The sequence below is a fragment of the Novosphingobium capsulatum NBRC 12533 genome (assembly GCF_001598375.1).
Classification (GTDB): Bacteria; Pseudomonadota; Alphaproteobacteria; order Sphingomonadales; family Sphingomonadaceae; genus Novosphingobium; species Novosphingobium capsulatum.
In genome coordinates this window covers 82887-96274 of record NZ_BCYV01000014.1, presented here as the reverse complement: position 1 = coordinate 96274, position 13388 = coordinate 82887, and the positions used below count along the sequence as shown (strand labels likewise).

Annotated in this window: 13 protein-coding genes; 7 read left to right on the top strand and 6 right to left on the bottom strand. The window is 63.9% G+C overall.

Features of this window, described 5'->3' with window-relative positions; all coding sequences use genetic code 11:
* The first annotated feature begins 3 nt into the window (after nucleotides 1-3).
* The 5 genes from SCA01S_RS14055 (at nucleotide 4) to SCA01S_RS22575 (ending at nucleotide 3199) form a co-directional block, all read left to right on the top strand.
* The gene (locus SCA01S_RS14055; protein ID WP_022674649.1) at nucleotides 4-1107 is read left to right on the top strand and encodes a LysR family transcriptional regulator; all 1104 of its coding nucleotides are present in this window, start codon (nucleotides 4-6) and stop codon (nucleotides 1105-1107) included.
* A 183-nt stretch (nucleotides 1108-1290) separates the two neighbouring features.
* Nucleotides 1291-1755, top strand: a complete 465-nt coding sequence (locus SCA01S_RS14050; RefSeq protein WP_062786598.1) for a nuclear transport factor 2 family protein — start codon at nucleotides 1291-1293, stop codon at nucleotides 1753-1755.
* Nucleotides 1752-2375, top strand: a complete 624-nt coding sequence (locus tag SCA01S_RS14045) for a TetR/AcrR family transcriptional regulator (RefSeq protein ID WP_062786596.1) — start codon at nucleotides 1752-1754, stop codon at nucleotides 2373-2375. Before SCA01S_RS14050 ends, SCA01S_RS14045 begins: the two co-directional genes overlap by 4 nt.
* The gene (locus tag SCA01S_RS14040) at nucleotides 2375-2989 is read left to right on the top strand and encodes a pyridoxamine 5'-phosphate oxidase family protein (protein ID WP_062786593.1); all 615 of its coding nucleotides are present in this window, start codon (nucleotides 2375-2377) and stop codon (nucleotides 2987-2989) included. The genes SCA01S_RS14045 and SCA01S_RS14040 overlap by 1 nt, the downstream gene beginning before the upstream one ends.
* Nucleotides 2990-3058: 69 nt before the next feature.
* Complete coding sequence (locus tag SCA01S_RS22575; RefSeq protein ID WP_022674645.1) at nucleotides 3059-3199, top strand: hypothetical protein; 141 nt, start codon at nucleotides 3059-3061, stop codon at nucleotides 3197-3199.
* Between the two features lie 7 nt (nucleotides 3200-3206).
* On the opposite strand, the gene SCA01S_RS14035 is transcribed toward SCA01S_RS22575, so the two are convergent.
* Together SCA01S_RS14035 and SCA01S_RS14030 are read right to left on the bottom strand one after the other, a co-directional pair.
* The gene (locus SCA01S_RS14035; protein WP_233250817.1) at nucleotides 3207-3740 is read right to left on the bottom strand and encodes a nuclear transport factor 2 family protein; all 534 of its coding nucleotides are present in this window, start codon (nucleotides 3738-3740) and stop codon (nucleotides 3207-3209) included.
* Nucleotides 3737-4741: an NADP-dependent oxidoreductase gene (locus SCA01S_RS14030; RefSeq protein ID WP_062786591.1), complete on the bottom strand. Its 1005-nt coding sequence runs from the start codon at nucleotides 4739-4741 to the stop codon at nucleotides 3737-3739. Before SCA01S_RS14030 ends, SCA01S_RS14035 begins: the two co-directional genes overlap by 4 nt.
* A 213-nt stretch (nucleotides 4742-4954) precedes the next feature.
* Here SCA01S_RS14030 and SCA01S_RS14025 point away from each other — a divergent pair, with 213 nt between their 5' ends.
* Both SCA01S_RS14025 and SCA01S_RS14020 read left to right on the top strand, forming a co-directional pair.
* The gene (locus tag SCA01S_RS14025; RefSeq protein ID WP_245652623.1) at nucleotides 4955-7426 is read left to right on the top strand and encodes a TonB-dependent receptor; all 2472 of its coding nucleotides are present in this window, start codon (nucleotides 4955-4957) and stop codon (nucleotides 7424-7426) included.
* Nucleotides 7427-7606: 180 nt separating this feature from the next.
* Nucleotides 7607-8707, top strand: a complete 1101-nt coding sequence (locus SCA01S_RS14020) for a DUF475 domain-containing protein (RefSeq protein ID WP_022674641.1) — start codon at nucleotides 7607-7609, stop codon at nucleotides 8705-8707.
* A gap of 49 nt (nucleotides 8708-8756) precedes the next feature.
* Here the strand turns inward: SCA01S_RS14020 and SCA01S_RS14015 are convergent, their stop codons facing one another.
* The 4 genes from SCA01S_RS14015 to SCA01S_RS14000 form a co-directional block, all read right to left on the bottom strand.
* Complete coding sequence (locus SCA01S_RS14015; protein WP_062786586.1) at nucleotides 8757-11123, bottom strand: TonB-dependent receptor; 2367 nt, start codon at nucleotides 11121-11123, stop codon at nucleotides 8757-8759.
* 347 nt (nucleotides 11124-11470) lie between these two features.
* On the bottom strand, nucleotides 11471-12232 hold the full coding sequence (gene madM / locus SCA01S_RS14010; protein WP_062786583.1) for a malonate transporter subunit MadM: 762 nt from the start codon (nucleotides 12230-12232) through the stop codon (nucleotides 11471-11473).
* Entirely contained in the window at nucleotides 12225-12590 is a 366-nt protein-coding gene (madL, locus tag SCA01S_RS14005; protein WP_062786580.1) for a malonate transporter subunit MadL, read from the bottom strand. Before madL ends, madM begins: the two co-directional genes overlap by 8 nt.
* A gap of 52 nt (nucleotides 12591-12642) precedes the next feature.
* Nucleotides 12643-13323, bottom strand: a complete 681-nt coding sequence (locus tag SCA01S_RS14000) for a GntR family transcriptional regulator (protein ID WP_022674637.1) — start codon at nucleotides 13321-13323, stop codon at nucleotides 12643-12645.
* Nucleotides 13324-13388: the final 65 nt, after the last annotated feature.

Here is a 13388-nt window from a genome sequence, read left to right as displayed (position 1 = left end):
CGCATGCGATTTTCGCCGTGGCCGGCGCGCAACAAAAATCCGATGGAATTGACGCAGATCAAGGAAACGCGCATTTTCGGCCGTGCCGGCATTTTCCGGCCGGGCGGACTGCCAAGAACGGGAGCCACCACCATCGGACCGAACGGGCTCATCAATCGCCGCTGGTTGCCGCTGAACGCCCTGCGCGCGTTCGAAGCGGTGGGCCGCTACCTGAGCTTTACCGCCGGCGCGCAGGCGCTGACGGTGACGCAAAGCGCGATGAGCCGCCATGTCAGCAGCCTGGAAGACCTGATCGGCAAGCCGCTGTTCGAACGCAGCGCTTCCGGCCTCAAGCTGACCCCGGCGGGCGAAGTCTTGCTGCCCGTGGTCAGCAAGTGTCTGGACCGCATGGAGCAGACGCTCAATGTGGTGCGCAACCAGGACATGGAAAGCCGCCCGTTGCGCGTGCATATCCCGCCCTCGCTGCTCTATCAGACGGCGCTGCCGCTGATCCACGGTTTCCGCCGCGAGCATCCCGAAATCCGCATCGATGTGTCCACCTCCAACGCGACGGGCGCGCCGCCGGGCAATCTCGACATGGCGATCGTGTTCGACCGGCCCAACGTGGGCGACATGGTCACCGACCTGTTGTGGATGGTGCGTGTCGCGCCGCTGTGCTCGCCCGCCACATGGGAACAGCACAAGGGCAAGTCTCTGGAGGAATTCCTCAATTCCGCAGAACTGCTGCATGTGAAGCTGGATAACGAGCCGCGCGGCCTGCTGTGGAGCAGTTATGCAGACCAGCAGCGTCTCACGCTCAACTGCACCGATGGCCTGGCGTTCGACACTGCCTTTTCTGCCGTGCGCTATGCCATTGGCGCCTCGGGCGTGGTCCTCGCCGATATCGACATGTTCGGCCCCGAAATCGCCGCCGGAAACCTCGTTATGCCCTATGATGCGGTGGCCGGCGATGGCTATGGCTATTACCTCAAGCTCCACGCCGAAGACTTGTCGGACCCGGCAATCTACCTGTTCCGCGAATGGATCATCCGCCACTTCGCCCGGCAGCGCGGCCAGGAAGAGACCGCCGAGGCAGAGCACAAGGCCCAGATCATGGCCAAGGCCTGACACCACGCGAACGCAGCGCGAAATTCCGTTTGTACCATTCGGTCAAATGATGTACTGATAAGTACAAGGCACGGTCGTGCTGAGTCGAGCGATCGATCGCTCCATCGTCATCATTGCAATGCTGGTCTCGCTTCCACGGCTCTCGCTGCTGGAACCGCTGCCGGATTCCCGAAAGGAACAGACGTGTCCCGTCCTCCCCTCCCCCCGTTCACACCCGAAACAGCGGCCGAAAAGGTGCGCCTGGCCGAAGATGGCTGGAACACCCGCGATGCCGCCAAGGTGGCGCTGGCCTATACCCCCGACACCCGCTGGCGGAACCGCGTCGAATTCGCGACCAATCGCGAAGAGGCGCAGGCCTTTCTCACGCGCAAGTGGAACAAGGAACACGAATACCGCCTGATCAAGGAACTGTGGGCATTCACCGGCAACCGCATCGCCGTGCGCTATGCCTATGAATACCGCGACGATGGCGGGCAATGGTTCCGCGCCTATGGCAACGAGAACTGGCTGTTTGCCGAAGATGGCCTGATGTCCAATCGCCACGCCAGCATCAACGAAATGCCGATCGCCGAGGCCGACCGCAAGTTTCACTGGCCGCTGGGCCGGCGCCCCGACGATCATCCGTCGCTGAGCGAGCTTGGCCTGTGAAAACCCGGCGCGTGCTCACCGATCGCCAGAGCGCGGTGCCCGCCTTGGCCGAAGCATTCCGCGAGCACGGCTTCGAGGGCGCGAGCCTGGCCGTGCTGTCCAAGGCGACGGGCTTGGGCAAAGGCAGCCTCTACAACTTCTTCCCCGGCGGGAAGGAGGAAATGATGGCAGCGGTGCTCGACAACATCGACACCTGGTTCGTCGATGCGATCTTCCAGCCGCTAGAGGATGGGCCCGACCCGCAAGCGGCGATCATCGCCATGTTCGCTGACGTGACCGCCTACTTCCGATCGGGCAGGCGGGTGTGCATCGTCGGGTGCCTTGGCCTCAACACCGCCGGCCAGGCTTTTTCCAGCAAGTTGGCAGGGTATTTTGCGCGCTGGATCAGCGCATTGGCCCATTGCCTGGAAAAAGGCGGGATACCACAGGGCCTGGCGCTGGCGCTTGCCGAAGAAGCGGTGTCGGGCATCCAGGGCGCGATCGTGCTGGCACGGGCGCTGGACGAGGCAGCCTCGTTCCAACGCATCGTTGCGCGGCTCCAGGCCACATTGCTGGCCGCCCTTGCCGCTTCCCCGGAGGCAGGGACCGCGCCCGACACGGTCACGAAGGATGCAACCTGATGGCACAGACATTCCTGCGAACCATGTTCGGCCCCCAGTCCCGCGCCTTGCAAGAGCAGGACGGCTCGCGCACCGCCTATGCGCGCATGGAAGCGCAAGCGGGCGACGTGGACATCCTCACGGCGCGTGAACTCGACTTCATCGCGGCGCGTGACAGCTTCTATATCGCCAGCATCAGTGAACACGGCTGGCCCTATATGCAGCATCGCGGCGGGCCGGCGGGCTTTCTCCGCCGGATTTCCGGCAACCGCATCGGCTTTGCCGATTATCAGGGCAACCGGCAGTTCCTCTCGACTGGCAACCTCACGGCCGACGATCGGGTCTGCCTGTTCCTGATGGATTATCCCGCGCGGCGCCGGTTGAAACTGATCGGCCATGCCCACACCACCAGCGACCCCGACGATGTCGCGGCGCTGATGCCCGCAGACTATGCCGCCATCGGCGAGCGCGCGTTTGCGATCGACATCGTCGGGTTCGATTGGAACTGCCCGCAACACATCACGCCCCGGTTCGGCGCGGCAGACCTGGCGCAGATAACCCAGCCGCTCCAGGATGAGATAGCCCGCCTGCGCGCCCGCATTGCCACCCTGGAAGCCGTGACGCCACAACGCTGACCTGCGTTCGGCTCGGCACGCGGAAATTACGGTGGCCAAAGCACATTTCAATACGTTACGACAGCAAGCATGAAGAACCTCACACCTTTTGGCGCGCTGCTGATCTGTGCTGCGATCGGTCTGTTGACCCACAAGTTCGGCCTGTGGTTTCCGATCGGGATCGTGGCCTTTATCGCGGTGAGCGTGGCGCAGAACAAGCTGCGCCCGTAAACCGGGCCTACCAGGCGGGCCTGTCGGAGAGATCGTGGCCGCCGCGCGCACTGCGCAGGGTTTGCGGTGCATTCATGTGCGCCTGGCCGGTGGCGGCCATATCGGTCGCCCATTCGCTGATCAGGGTACGGCGCACGATGCACCACTGCCCGTCGCGGCAGGCATAGGCATCGATATAGCGGCCAGCGATGAACAGATCGCGCGGAGCGCCATCGGCGTCGCGGATACCGTGCCACGCCTGGAAATAGCTTTCCCCGCTGGCGCGGGCGGTATCGTGGATCGCGATGCGGCTTTGCCCCAGCATGTGATGGCTGGCCTGCATCTGCCCCAGAAAGCCAAACGCAAAAGTCACGAACCCATCGAGATCGCCGGCATAGACGCCGCAATCGATTTGGGCATCGGGGTGGAACGCGCTGCGGAACAGTGCCTCGTCCAGCCTGTCCAGCCCGCGCATATAGCGGTGCAGCGCATCGGTGATGTCGCGCCGCGCGACGTAATCGGCCAGGGGATCGGCCAGGGTGGCCAGCCTTGTCTGCGTCACAGCTTCACCACCACTTTCCCCAGGCTCTTGCCGGTCAGCATGCGATCATAGGCGATAAGGGTGTTTTCCAGGCCCACGGTTTCATCGATCGTCGCCACCAGTTTGCCGGCGTCGAACCAGGCGCGCAGGCGCGGCATGAATTCGGCGCCCCGATGCAGGAAATCGGGAATGAAAAAGCCTTCGACGCGCAGCCGACGCATCAGGATCTGGTCAAACCGCGCCGGGCCGGGCAGCGGCTTGTCGGCATCATAGCCTGCCACCAGCCCGCATACCGCAACGCGGCCATAATGCGCCATGTTGGGCAGCACCGCATCGAGCAGCGGGCCGCCGACATTGTCGAAATAGCCGTGCACTCCGCCATCGACTGCAGCGAGGCGGGCGGCGACATCCTCGTTCTTGTAGTCGATCGCCTGGTCAACCCCCAGGGTTTCCAGCAGATAGCGGCACTTGTCCGGCCCGCCGGCAATGCCGATCACGCGCAGCCCCAGGTTGCGCCCGATCTGGCAGGCCAGGCTGCCCGTGGCCCCGGCGGCGGCCGAAACCACCAGCCATTGCCCGGCGGCCAGGTCCAGCACTTCGGCCAAGCCGACATAAGCGGTCCAGGCATTCATCCCCAGCGCGCCGAAATGCTGGCGGATATCGGCCACGTCATCGTCCACCGCCAGCAGGCCGGCGGGATCGGGCATCACAGTGCTGAACTGCGCCCACTGGCCAAAGCCGCGCACCAGCGTGCCGCTGGCAAAGCGCGGATCGCGGCTGTCGCACACCCGGCCCAGCACCACCCCCATCATCTTGGCGCCCAGCGGCAGGGGCGGTTGATAGCCATCGGTGCGCGGGCTCATCCACATGCGCGTGCCGGCATCCATCGACAGGTATTCGGCCGCGATCCGCACCTCGCCATCGCCCAGCGGCGCCAGCGTTTCGGTGCAGAGCGACAGGGCGTTGGCGAAATCGTGGCCCTGCGGGCGCGCATCCAATCTCCAGAAGCGGTTCTGCGCCATGGCCAGCCATCATCCTCTCGGTTCGTTGGCCGATGTGCTGCCCGCTGCGCCGGGCTCACGCCACCTAGTCAAAGGATTAGGCCTATCCATTGTCGGAGGCAGGGGCGGCGCGGTGCTCGTGGCTTAACCTCAAGGCTTGGGACCAGAACAGTTCAACCATACCCCAGCCACGCACAACAGACGCGCACCACAGCGCTCGCCAGGGAGAGTACCATGCCTCGCAAAGCCCATCGCCTGATGGCTGCGGCCGCCTTTGGCCCGCTGGCCCTTGCCCCGTTCACCGCCGCCCTCGCCGCCGAAGCGCCACCGCCCGCAGCCGCCGATGCACCGCCTGCCGCCGAACACGAAAGCGGCCTTGCCGAAATCATCGTGACCGCGCGCAAGCGGGTGGAAAGCGCACAGTCGGTGCCGGTCGCCGTCACGGCCATTTCCGCGCAGACCCTGGTGCAGCGTGACATCACCAGCATCGAAAAGATCGCCGCCGCCACGCCCAGCCTTACCGTGGGCCACGCCTCCAACGGATCGGCCGCGCAGATCGCGCTGCGCGGCATCGGTTCGTCCTCCACCTCGATCGGAATCGAGCAATCGGTGGCAACCGTGGTCGACGGGGTCTATTACGGCCAGGGCCGCGTGCTGGAAGAAGGGTTCTTCGACCTGGCCGGCGTGGAAGTGCTCAAGGGCCCGCAGGTGCTGTTCTTCGGCAAGAACGCCACGGCCGGGGTCATCTCGATCAAGACCGCCGATCCCACCCCCACCTGGCAGTTCCGCACCAAGGCCAGCTATGAATTCAAGGCCAAGCAGGCACAACTCGAAGGCGTGGCATCGGGCCCGCTGACCGATGACCTGGGCCTGCGCGTGGCGGTGCGCGGCACCAAGGCCTGGGGCGGATACTATGACAACGTGTCGCAGCCCTTTGCCATCACCTATCCGCTCTCGCCCACGCCCAGCCCGACCTACACCTCGTATCCCACGAGCAGCAACCAGCCGGGCAACCGCGAATTCCTCGGCCGCGTAACGCTGAAATACAAACCCAGCAGCGCCTTGACCGACACGCTCAAAGCCTCGTTCGATTACAACAAGGCCAACAATTCCAGCTATAACTATGTGGCCTATAACTGCCCCACCGGAAAGACGCAGATCAACGGCTATACCTGCGGCTACAACTTCGTGACGCACCAGAACAACCTGCCGAGCGAAGTGGCCAAGAATTTTCCCTATGCCGGCGATGGCAGCCTCTACAACCGCTACAAATCCGCAGCCGTCACCAACAATTTCAACTATGATCTCGACAAGGTCACGATCACCAACGTGACCAACTACAACTGGAACAACAACCAGTGGCTATGCGCGTGCGAATTCAATTCCAGCGCCAGCTCGGTCTGGGCCACGGAAAATTCCAGCTGGCAGGCCTTTTCCAACGAGCTGCGCGCGCTCACGCATTATGACAGCCCGGTCAACCTGATGGCCGGCGTGCTCTATCAAAAGACCCGCCGCGATTTCGCGCAGTTCGTCAGCTACAGCTACAACAATATCCCGAGCCAGGGCATCAACCAGTACCAGGACGGCACCAAATCGAGCTATACCCGCGGGCAGACCATTTCCGGCTTTGCCCAGGCGATCTGGAAGATCGTGCCCCAGGTCGAATTCGATGCCGGCGTGCGCTATACCCACGAAACCAAGGACAGCTTCTTCATCCAGCCCTATACCAGCCCCACGTTCATCGGCGTGTGGCCGATGGGGGCCGGCTCGCAGGTTACCGCGCATCAGGTGTTCAACAACTGGTCGCCCGATTTCTCGTTGACCTACAAGCCGCTGCAAGACGTGATGGTCTATGCCTCGTACAAGACGGGCTACAAGTCGGGCGGGTTCTCCAACGGCGGGATCTATTCGCTCGCCTCGGCCAACCCGGCGGCGGATTTCGTGTTCAATCCCGAAACCGTGCAGGGCTTTGAAGGCGGCATCAAGAGCACGCTGGCCGATCACCAGCTGCGCCTCAACCTCAACCTATATTCCTATAAATACAAGAACCTGCAGACCGACTATTTCGACTCGGTCAAGGTGGCGTTCCAGACGCTGACGGCCGACGCCACGACCAAGGGGGTTGAGCTGGAGTTCGAATTTGCTCCGCGCGCGGTTTCGGGCCTCAACCTGCATGGCAGCATGAACTACAACGATGCAAAATACAGCAACTTCCCCGTCGCCCCGTGCTTTGGCGGGCAGAGCATTGCCGAAGGCTGCAACCTGACCACCGCCGGCACCCCGATCGCCGCAGGCGGCACCGGCGCGCGCCAGAACCTGACCGGCCAGCCGCTGGGCATGGCCCCGCACTGGACCGGCACGTTGGGCGCGAACTATGAAACGCCGGTGGGCAATGGCCTCAAGGCCGGGCTCAACATCGATACGCGCTACAGCGCGTCGTATCTCGTCTCCGGCTTTGGCGAGCAGTTCTCGCGCAATCCCGCCTATGCCGTGCTCGACGTAGGCCTGCGCTTGGGCGCCACGGACGATAACTGGCAAGTGGCGATCATCGGCAAGAACCTGACCAACAAGCAGTATATCAACGGCGGCGTCGATGCGCCGCTCACCGGCAGCGGCACCGGAACGGCCAATGCGCTGCATGCCGATCTCATGGGCTTTGGCGCGCTGCCCCGAACGGTGCAGATCTCGCTGACCAAGAACTTCTGATCGGCGCACCGCGCGCGATCAGCAGGACCGCGTGAGGCGCGGGTGCCGGACAATTCGGCACCCGCGCCTTTTTTCATGGTGAAGCGTTGGTTGGCGCCGCGCCAGCGATCCGTTAACGCAGCACGCGTGCCGGCCCGCCCGGTGCGGGACCCAATAGTGCAACAAGAAAGCGTCATTCCCATGCAAGCCTTTCGCGGCTCGATGATCTTCACGGTCGTCTGCCTGATCCTCGCCGGCGTGCTCGGCTATGTCGAGACCGGGTTGATCGGCCCGGCGCTCTCGATGGTGTTCATCGCCGGCGTGCTCGGCGTGATGGAAACCTCGCTCAGCCTCGATAACGCCGTGGTCAACGCGTCCATTCTCAAGGACATGGACCCGCTGTGGCAACGCCGCTTTCTGACCTGGGGGATCATCATCGCCGTGTTCGGCATGCGCATCGTCTTCCCGATCCTGATCGTCTCGGTCGCCGCGCTGGTTTCCCCCTGGGAAGCGGCGCGCATCGCGATTGCCGATCATGCCCGCTACGAAGCGATCGTGACCGGCGCGCATGTGGGCATTTCCGGCTTTGGCGGCGCGTTCCTGATGCTGGTGGGCCTCTCGTTCTTCTTCGATACCGACCGCGAGCATCACTGGATCGGCCTGATCGAACGGCCGCTGGCGGCCTTCGCGCGGCTGCCCCTGGCGCCCTATCTGGTCACCGCGATCGTGGTTGGCGCGCTCTCGTTCTGGTTGCACCCGGGCGAACAGCAGACGTTCCTGATCGCGGGCCTCGCCGGCGTGGCAACCTATTTCGCGGTCCAGAAATTCGGTGACCTGATGGGCGGCGAAGAAGATGCTGCCACCGGCAAGGTGGTCCGCTCGGGCGCGGCGGCGTTCGTCTATCTCGAGTTTCTCGATGCCTCGTTCTCGTTCGACGGGGTGATCGGCGCCTTTGCCATCACCAACGATATCCTGCTGATCGCACTGGGCCTGGGCATCGGCGCGATGTTCGTGCGCTCGATGACCGTGGCCCTGGTGCGGGGCGGGCACTTGAGCGAGTTTCGCTTTCTCGAACCCGGCGCGTTCTATGCCATCGTCGCGCTTGCGGTGATCATGCTGATCAGCATCCGCGTGCACGTGCCCGAGATCGTCACCGGCCTGATCGGCGCGGTGATCATCGGTGCCTCACTCTATGCCTCGATCCGCCACAAGCGGCGCTTCCCCCACGAATACGAGGAAGCCGGCGAGGCCGACGCGATCCTGCCCAGCGGCGATGTGCAGCCCGGCCAGCACACCGCCTGAGCCAAGGGCCGCCGCGCGCGATTCCGCAAAACCGCGCGCGGCTGGCCGCTTAGAACTTCACGTCGCCCAGCACGCCGATGGTGCGCATCGCCTGTGCGGTCAGCCACGCGGTCTGATAGCTGCCGTTGTTGCTGATCGCGGTGACGAAGCGGGTGTTGAACAGGTTGCGGGCAAACACCGCCACGTTCCAGCGCCCATCGGCATCGCGCACGCCGATCTGGCCACCGGCAATGCCATAGCCGCGCTGATAGGTCAGCGGATCGCCATTGGCGCTGAAGTTCACCGAACTGCGATAGTTGTAGTTCGCCTTGATGAAACCGGTGATCTCGCTGGTCACCGGCACGTCGTAATTGGCGTTGAGCGAATAGGTGAACTTGGGGCTGTTGGGCAGCACGTTGCCGGTGTTGTTGAAGAACCGCGTGGCCGGAACCGTGGTGGTGGTGCCGGGGATCGTGGTGCTGACAAAGCAGCCGGGCTGCGTGGGATAGTTGCAGGTGCCGTTGGGGAAATAGGCAAACTTGGCATCGATATAGGCGGCGTTCCCGCTGATCGTCAGCCGGTCGGTCGGCCGCGCGGAAAAGTCCATTTCGATCCCGCGCGAGCGCACCTTGCCGGCATTGGCAATCTGCAGGATCGCCAGGTTGGTGCCGTTGAAGATGAACGGCGTGGAAATCTGCGTCTGGAAATCCTTGATGTCGGTGGTGAAGGCATCGATGTTGAACACCAGGCGGCGGTTGAACCACGCGGTTTTCAGGCCAATTTCATAGTTGGTGGGAATTTCCGGGTTGGAAAACAGCGGCTGGCCCAGCAGATAGCCACTGACCAGCCCGATGCCCGGCCCCTTGTATCCCCGCGAATAGGTGAAATAGGTCATCACATCGGGGGTGATCTTGTATTCGGTGCCCAGCTTGTAGCTGAAATTGTCGGCCTTGCGATTGCTGGGATAGGTGGTCTGGTCAAACGACAGCGGCGGTGCGCCGGGGAACGCATTGTCGGTGGGGCTGACCAGCGTGCGGTTGTAGCGGATCATGGTCAGGTCATCGTGGGTATAGCGCCCGCCCACGATCAGCTTCCACTGCGGCGTCAGGTTGATGTTGCCCTGGCCGAACAGGGCATAGTTCAGCGTCTGGATATCGGGCTGCGCCTTGCGGCTATAGACCGCGGTGGACGCGGGCAGGCCCAATTGCCCCTGCTGCGGATAGGCCGCCTTGAGGTTCTGGTTGAAGTAATAGAGGCCGACCACATAATCGACCAGGCCGCGCTTGGGCGATGCCAGGCGCAGTTCCTGGGTCAACTGCTGCTGCGCTTCATCCGCCCCGTTGATCGGGAAGAACGGCGTATCGGTAAAGCCGGTGTCGGTGTTGTCATGCAGCACCCAGCGGCGGAACGCGGTGATCGAGGTGAGTGTGTAATCGCCGATCGACTTGTCGATCTGCAGCGAGCCGCCCCACTGCGTCATGTTGAGATAGACCGGACCGCCCACATTGGTTTCGCGGTTATCCAGGCTGGGCACGATATTGTAGGCGGCCAGACGCTGCACCACATAGTTGTTGGGCGCCGCGCCCACCGTGCCGACAATCACCGACTGGCAGCAGGCCGAGGAATGGTGCCCCCAATCGAACGAGGCCAGCACCGACAGGTCGCTGTCCGGCTTGAACAGCAGCTTGGTGCGGAAGCCGCCCTCGCTCTGCCCGCCGAGCGTCTGGCCCGTGTATACATTGTTGATGAAGCCATCGCGATGGTTGAAATAGCCGGTGGTGCGCCAGGCGAGGTTTTCGGTCAGCGGCACGTTGAGCACGCCTTCCAGCTTGGTCTCGTTGTCGGTGCCGTAAGACACGCGCGCGCTGCCTTCGAAGTTCTGGGTCGGGTTGCGGGTGGAGATCGAGACCACGCCGGCCGAACCGCCCTTGCCGAACAGCATGCCCTGGGGGCCGCGCAGCACGTCAACCTGCGCCACATCGGCAAGATCGCCCGTGCCCATGCCCGGCCGGCCGAGCACCACGCCATCGACCACCACGCTCACGCTCTGTTCGGTGCCATCGGCAAAGGCGAACGTACCCACGCCGCGAATGGCAAAGCCTTCGCCGCGCACGCTGTTGGATTCGGCAAACTGCACGCTGGGCGCCAGGAAGCGAATATCGGTGATATTTGTAAGGTTTGCCGCCTTGAGCATGTCACCGCTGACCGAGCTGACCGCGACAGGCACATCCTGCAGGCGCTCGCTGCGCTTTTGCGCGGTGACGACAATGTCGGTCACGCCGGCGGGCGGCGTGTCAGCCGCAGGGGCAGCCGGCGCGGCTGGCGCAGCGGCAAGTGCCGCGCCCGGCATGGCCAAGGCCAGCGCCAGCGCGCCCAGCGAAATCGCTGCGGAAATTTTCGGCCCACATACGGTGGGCATGGCAAAGGTGGTTGTCATGCGTCTGCTCCCATCAGGCATTTTTCTATGTCTGGTATGAGGGAGGCGCACGCGCCGGCCGGGCAGCCTTCGGCCCCGGCAGATTTTGCCCCCACCACACCCTCAACCCGGTTCACCGCGCAAGCTCTGTATGCTGATTCGTGGCTCGCTGCACGATTGGGCATACCGAATGCGGCTATTTCGTAATTTTGTATTTCACGCTGACGGCGTTGTCAAACCCTGATCGGCATAGTGTATGCCAGTTTTGGGTGATGTGGCATTTATGTGCACACAGCGCGCACGACATGCCCAGCCCGGCGCGTCAAACACCTGGCGGGCGACCCAGCCATGCCGCGCTGTATACGCAGTCAGGCCAGTGCGCGAACGATCAGGAAAAAGATCGAGGGGCACACCAGGCAGCCGATGCCGGTGTGAAACGTGGCGGTCAGCGCGCCATAGGGCACCAGCCGCGCATCGGTGGCGGCAAGGCCACCCGCCACGCCACTGACCGTGCCCATCAGCCCGCCAAAGGCCATGGCACTGCGCGGGTTGTCGAGCCCGATCAGGCGTGCGACCATCGGCGTGAACGTCATCACCAACACGGCCTTGAGCACGCCGGTGGCGATCGACAGGGCAATCACCGGAGACGAAGCGCCCAGCGCCGCGCCGGTCACCGGGCCGACGATATAGGTAACCGTACCCGCGCCCAGCGTGGTGAGCGACACGGCATCACGATAGCCAAAGCTCCAGGCAAGGCCCACGCCCACGGCAAAGGGCACGATCGTGCCCAGCGCCAGCGCGATCACGCCCATCAAGCCGGCCTTGCGCGCCTCGATCACGTCAACCTCGAACGCGGTGGCGACGATGGCAAAATCGCGCAGCATCGCGCCGCCCATCAGCGCCAGCCCAGCCAGGCCCGGCACATCGGCCAGGCCCTTCTTGCCGCCGGTCAAGACCCCGCCCCACCAGGCCAGAGCCAGCGCGGCCAGGATGGCGATGGCACTGGCGTGGATGCGCCCGCCGGTAAGATGGCGCGACACCGCCACGCTGGCCAGCATCAGCCCGCCGACCACGGCAAAGGCCAAGACCAAGCCCTGATCGGCCAGGATCTTTTGCACGATCTCACCCATGGCGGCCGCCCATCACCCGGCCCAGCACGGCCACCAGGGCAAAGCACAGGGTGACCGCGCTGATCCCGGCAATCACCACCATCGGCCCGCCTTCCAGCGCGGCCAGCACATTCTGCTGCGCGGCCATGGCCACCACGATGGGGATATACATCAGGCCCCAGAATTCCACGCCCAGGCGCAGGCCCGGCGTCAACTTGCCACGGCGCGCCAGCCAGGCCTTGGCCGCGATCAGCAGCAACATGGCCAGCCCCACCCCGCCGACATTGGCCTTCACATGCAGGACATGGCCCAGCAATTCCCCCAGCACCGCCCCCAGGAGCGTGCACAGCGCCAGAAGCGCCGTTCCATAAATTGCCATCGCCTTGCCCTCTCCCGATTATCGTTTTTGAAAAACAGCGGCTTGTGTGTCGTCAGCCCCCGCCCAGTTCCTCGCGCTTGGCGGTAAAGCGCTCCAGCGCGATCGAAGCGTTGAACATGTGCGCGCGCATGCAGCGCGCGGCTTCCTCGCCATCGCCGCGCATGATCGCGGCCACCACATCGCCATGCTCTGCGCGCGAGCGCACCGGGCGGCCGGTTTCGCGCAGCTGGGTACGGCGGAACGCGGCCATGCGATCGCGCAGGGCCATGGCCTGTTCGGCGATGAAGGCATTGTGCGTGCCTTCATAGATCACCTGGTGGAACGACCAGTTCAGGCGGTCATAGGCATCAAGATCGCCCGCCTCCACCATCGCCAGCGAATCCTCGTGCAACTGGGCCAGGCGGCTGCGCTCCATCGGGTTCATGCGATAGGCCGCCAGGCGCACGCACATGGCCTCGATCTCGGCGCTCATCTCGAACATGTCGATGATGCGCTGGGTGGTAAAGCCCGAGACCACCGCGCCGCGCCGGGGCCGCATTTCCACCAGGCCCACGGCAGACAGCTGGCGGATCGCCTCGCGCACCGGCGTGCGCGACGCGCCAAAGCGATCGCCAATCTGCTGTTCATCCAGCGTGGCGCCGGGGACCAGGCTGCCGGCGGTGATCTCGTCGGCCAGGGCAATGCGGATCCGCTCGGAAAGGAGCAGGCCGGGCGCTTCCTCGACGGGGTTCATTGGATTATCCTGCATGCGCAAATTTTCTCCACAACACATCTTGCATACACTAGAAGCCTATTCAA

Excerpts from the sequence above, each read along its gene's own strand:
- SCA01S_RS14055 (WP_022674649.1), top strand. The coding sequence starts at position 4 with ATGCGATTTTCGCCGTGGCCGGCGCGCAACAAAAATCCGATGGAATTG.
- SCA01S_RS14040 (WP_062786593.1), top strand. The coding sequence starts at position 2,375 with ATGGCACAGACATTCCTGCGAACCATGTTCGGCCCCCAGTCCCGCGCC.
- SCA01S_RS22575 (WP_022674645.1), top strand. The coding sequence starts at position 3,059 with ATGAAGAACCTCACACCTTTTGGCGCGCTGCTGATCTGTGCTGCGATC.
- SCA01S_RS14030 (WP_062786591.1), bottom strand. The coding sequence starts at position 4,741 with ATGGCGCAGAACCGCTTCTGGAGATTGGATGCGCGCCCGCAGGGCCAC.
- SCA01S_RS14025 (WP_245652623.1), top strand. The coding sequence starts at position 4,955 with ATGCCTCGCAAAGCCCATCGCCTGATGGCTGCGGCCGCCTTTGGCCCG.
- SCA01S_RS14020 (WP_022674641.1), top strand. The coding sequence starts at position 7,607 with ATGCAAGCCTTTCGCGGCTCGATGATCTTCACGGTCGTCTGCCTGATC.
- SCA01S_RS14015 (WP_062786586.1), bottom strand. The coding sequence starts at position 11,123 with ATGACAACCACCTTTGCCATGCCCACCGTATGTGGGCCGAAAATTTCC.
- madM (WP_062786583.1), bottom strand. The coding sequence starts at position 12,232 with ATGGGTGAGATCGTGCAAAAGATCCTGGCCGATCAGGGCTTGGTCTTG.
- madL (WP_062786580.1), bottom strand. The coding sequence starts at position 12,590 with ATGGCAATTTATGGAACGGCGCTTCTGGCGCTGTGCACGCTCCTGGGG.
- SCA01S_RS14000 (WP_022674637.1), bottom strand. The coding sequence starts at position 13,323 with ATGAACCCCGTCGAGGAAGCGCCCGGCCTGCTCCTTTCCGAGCGGATC.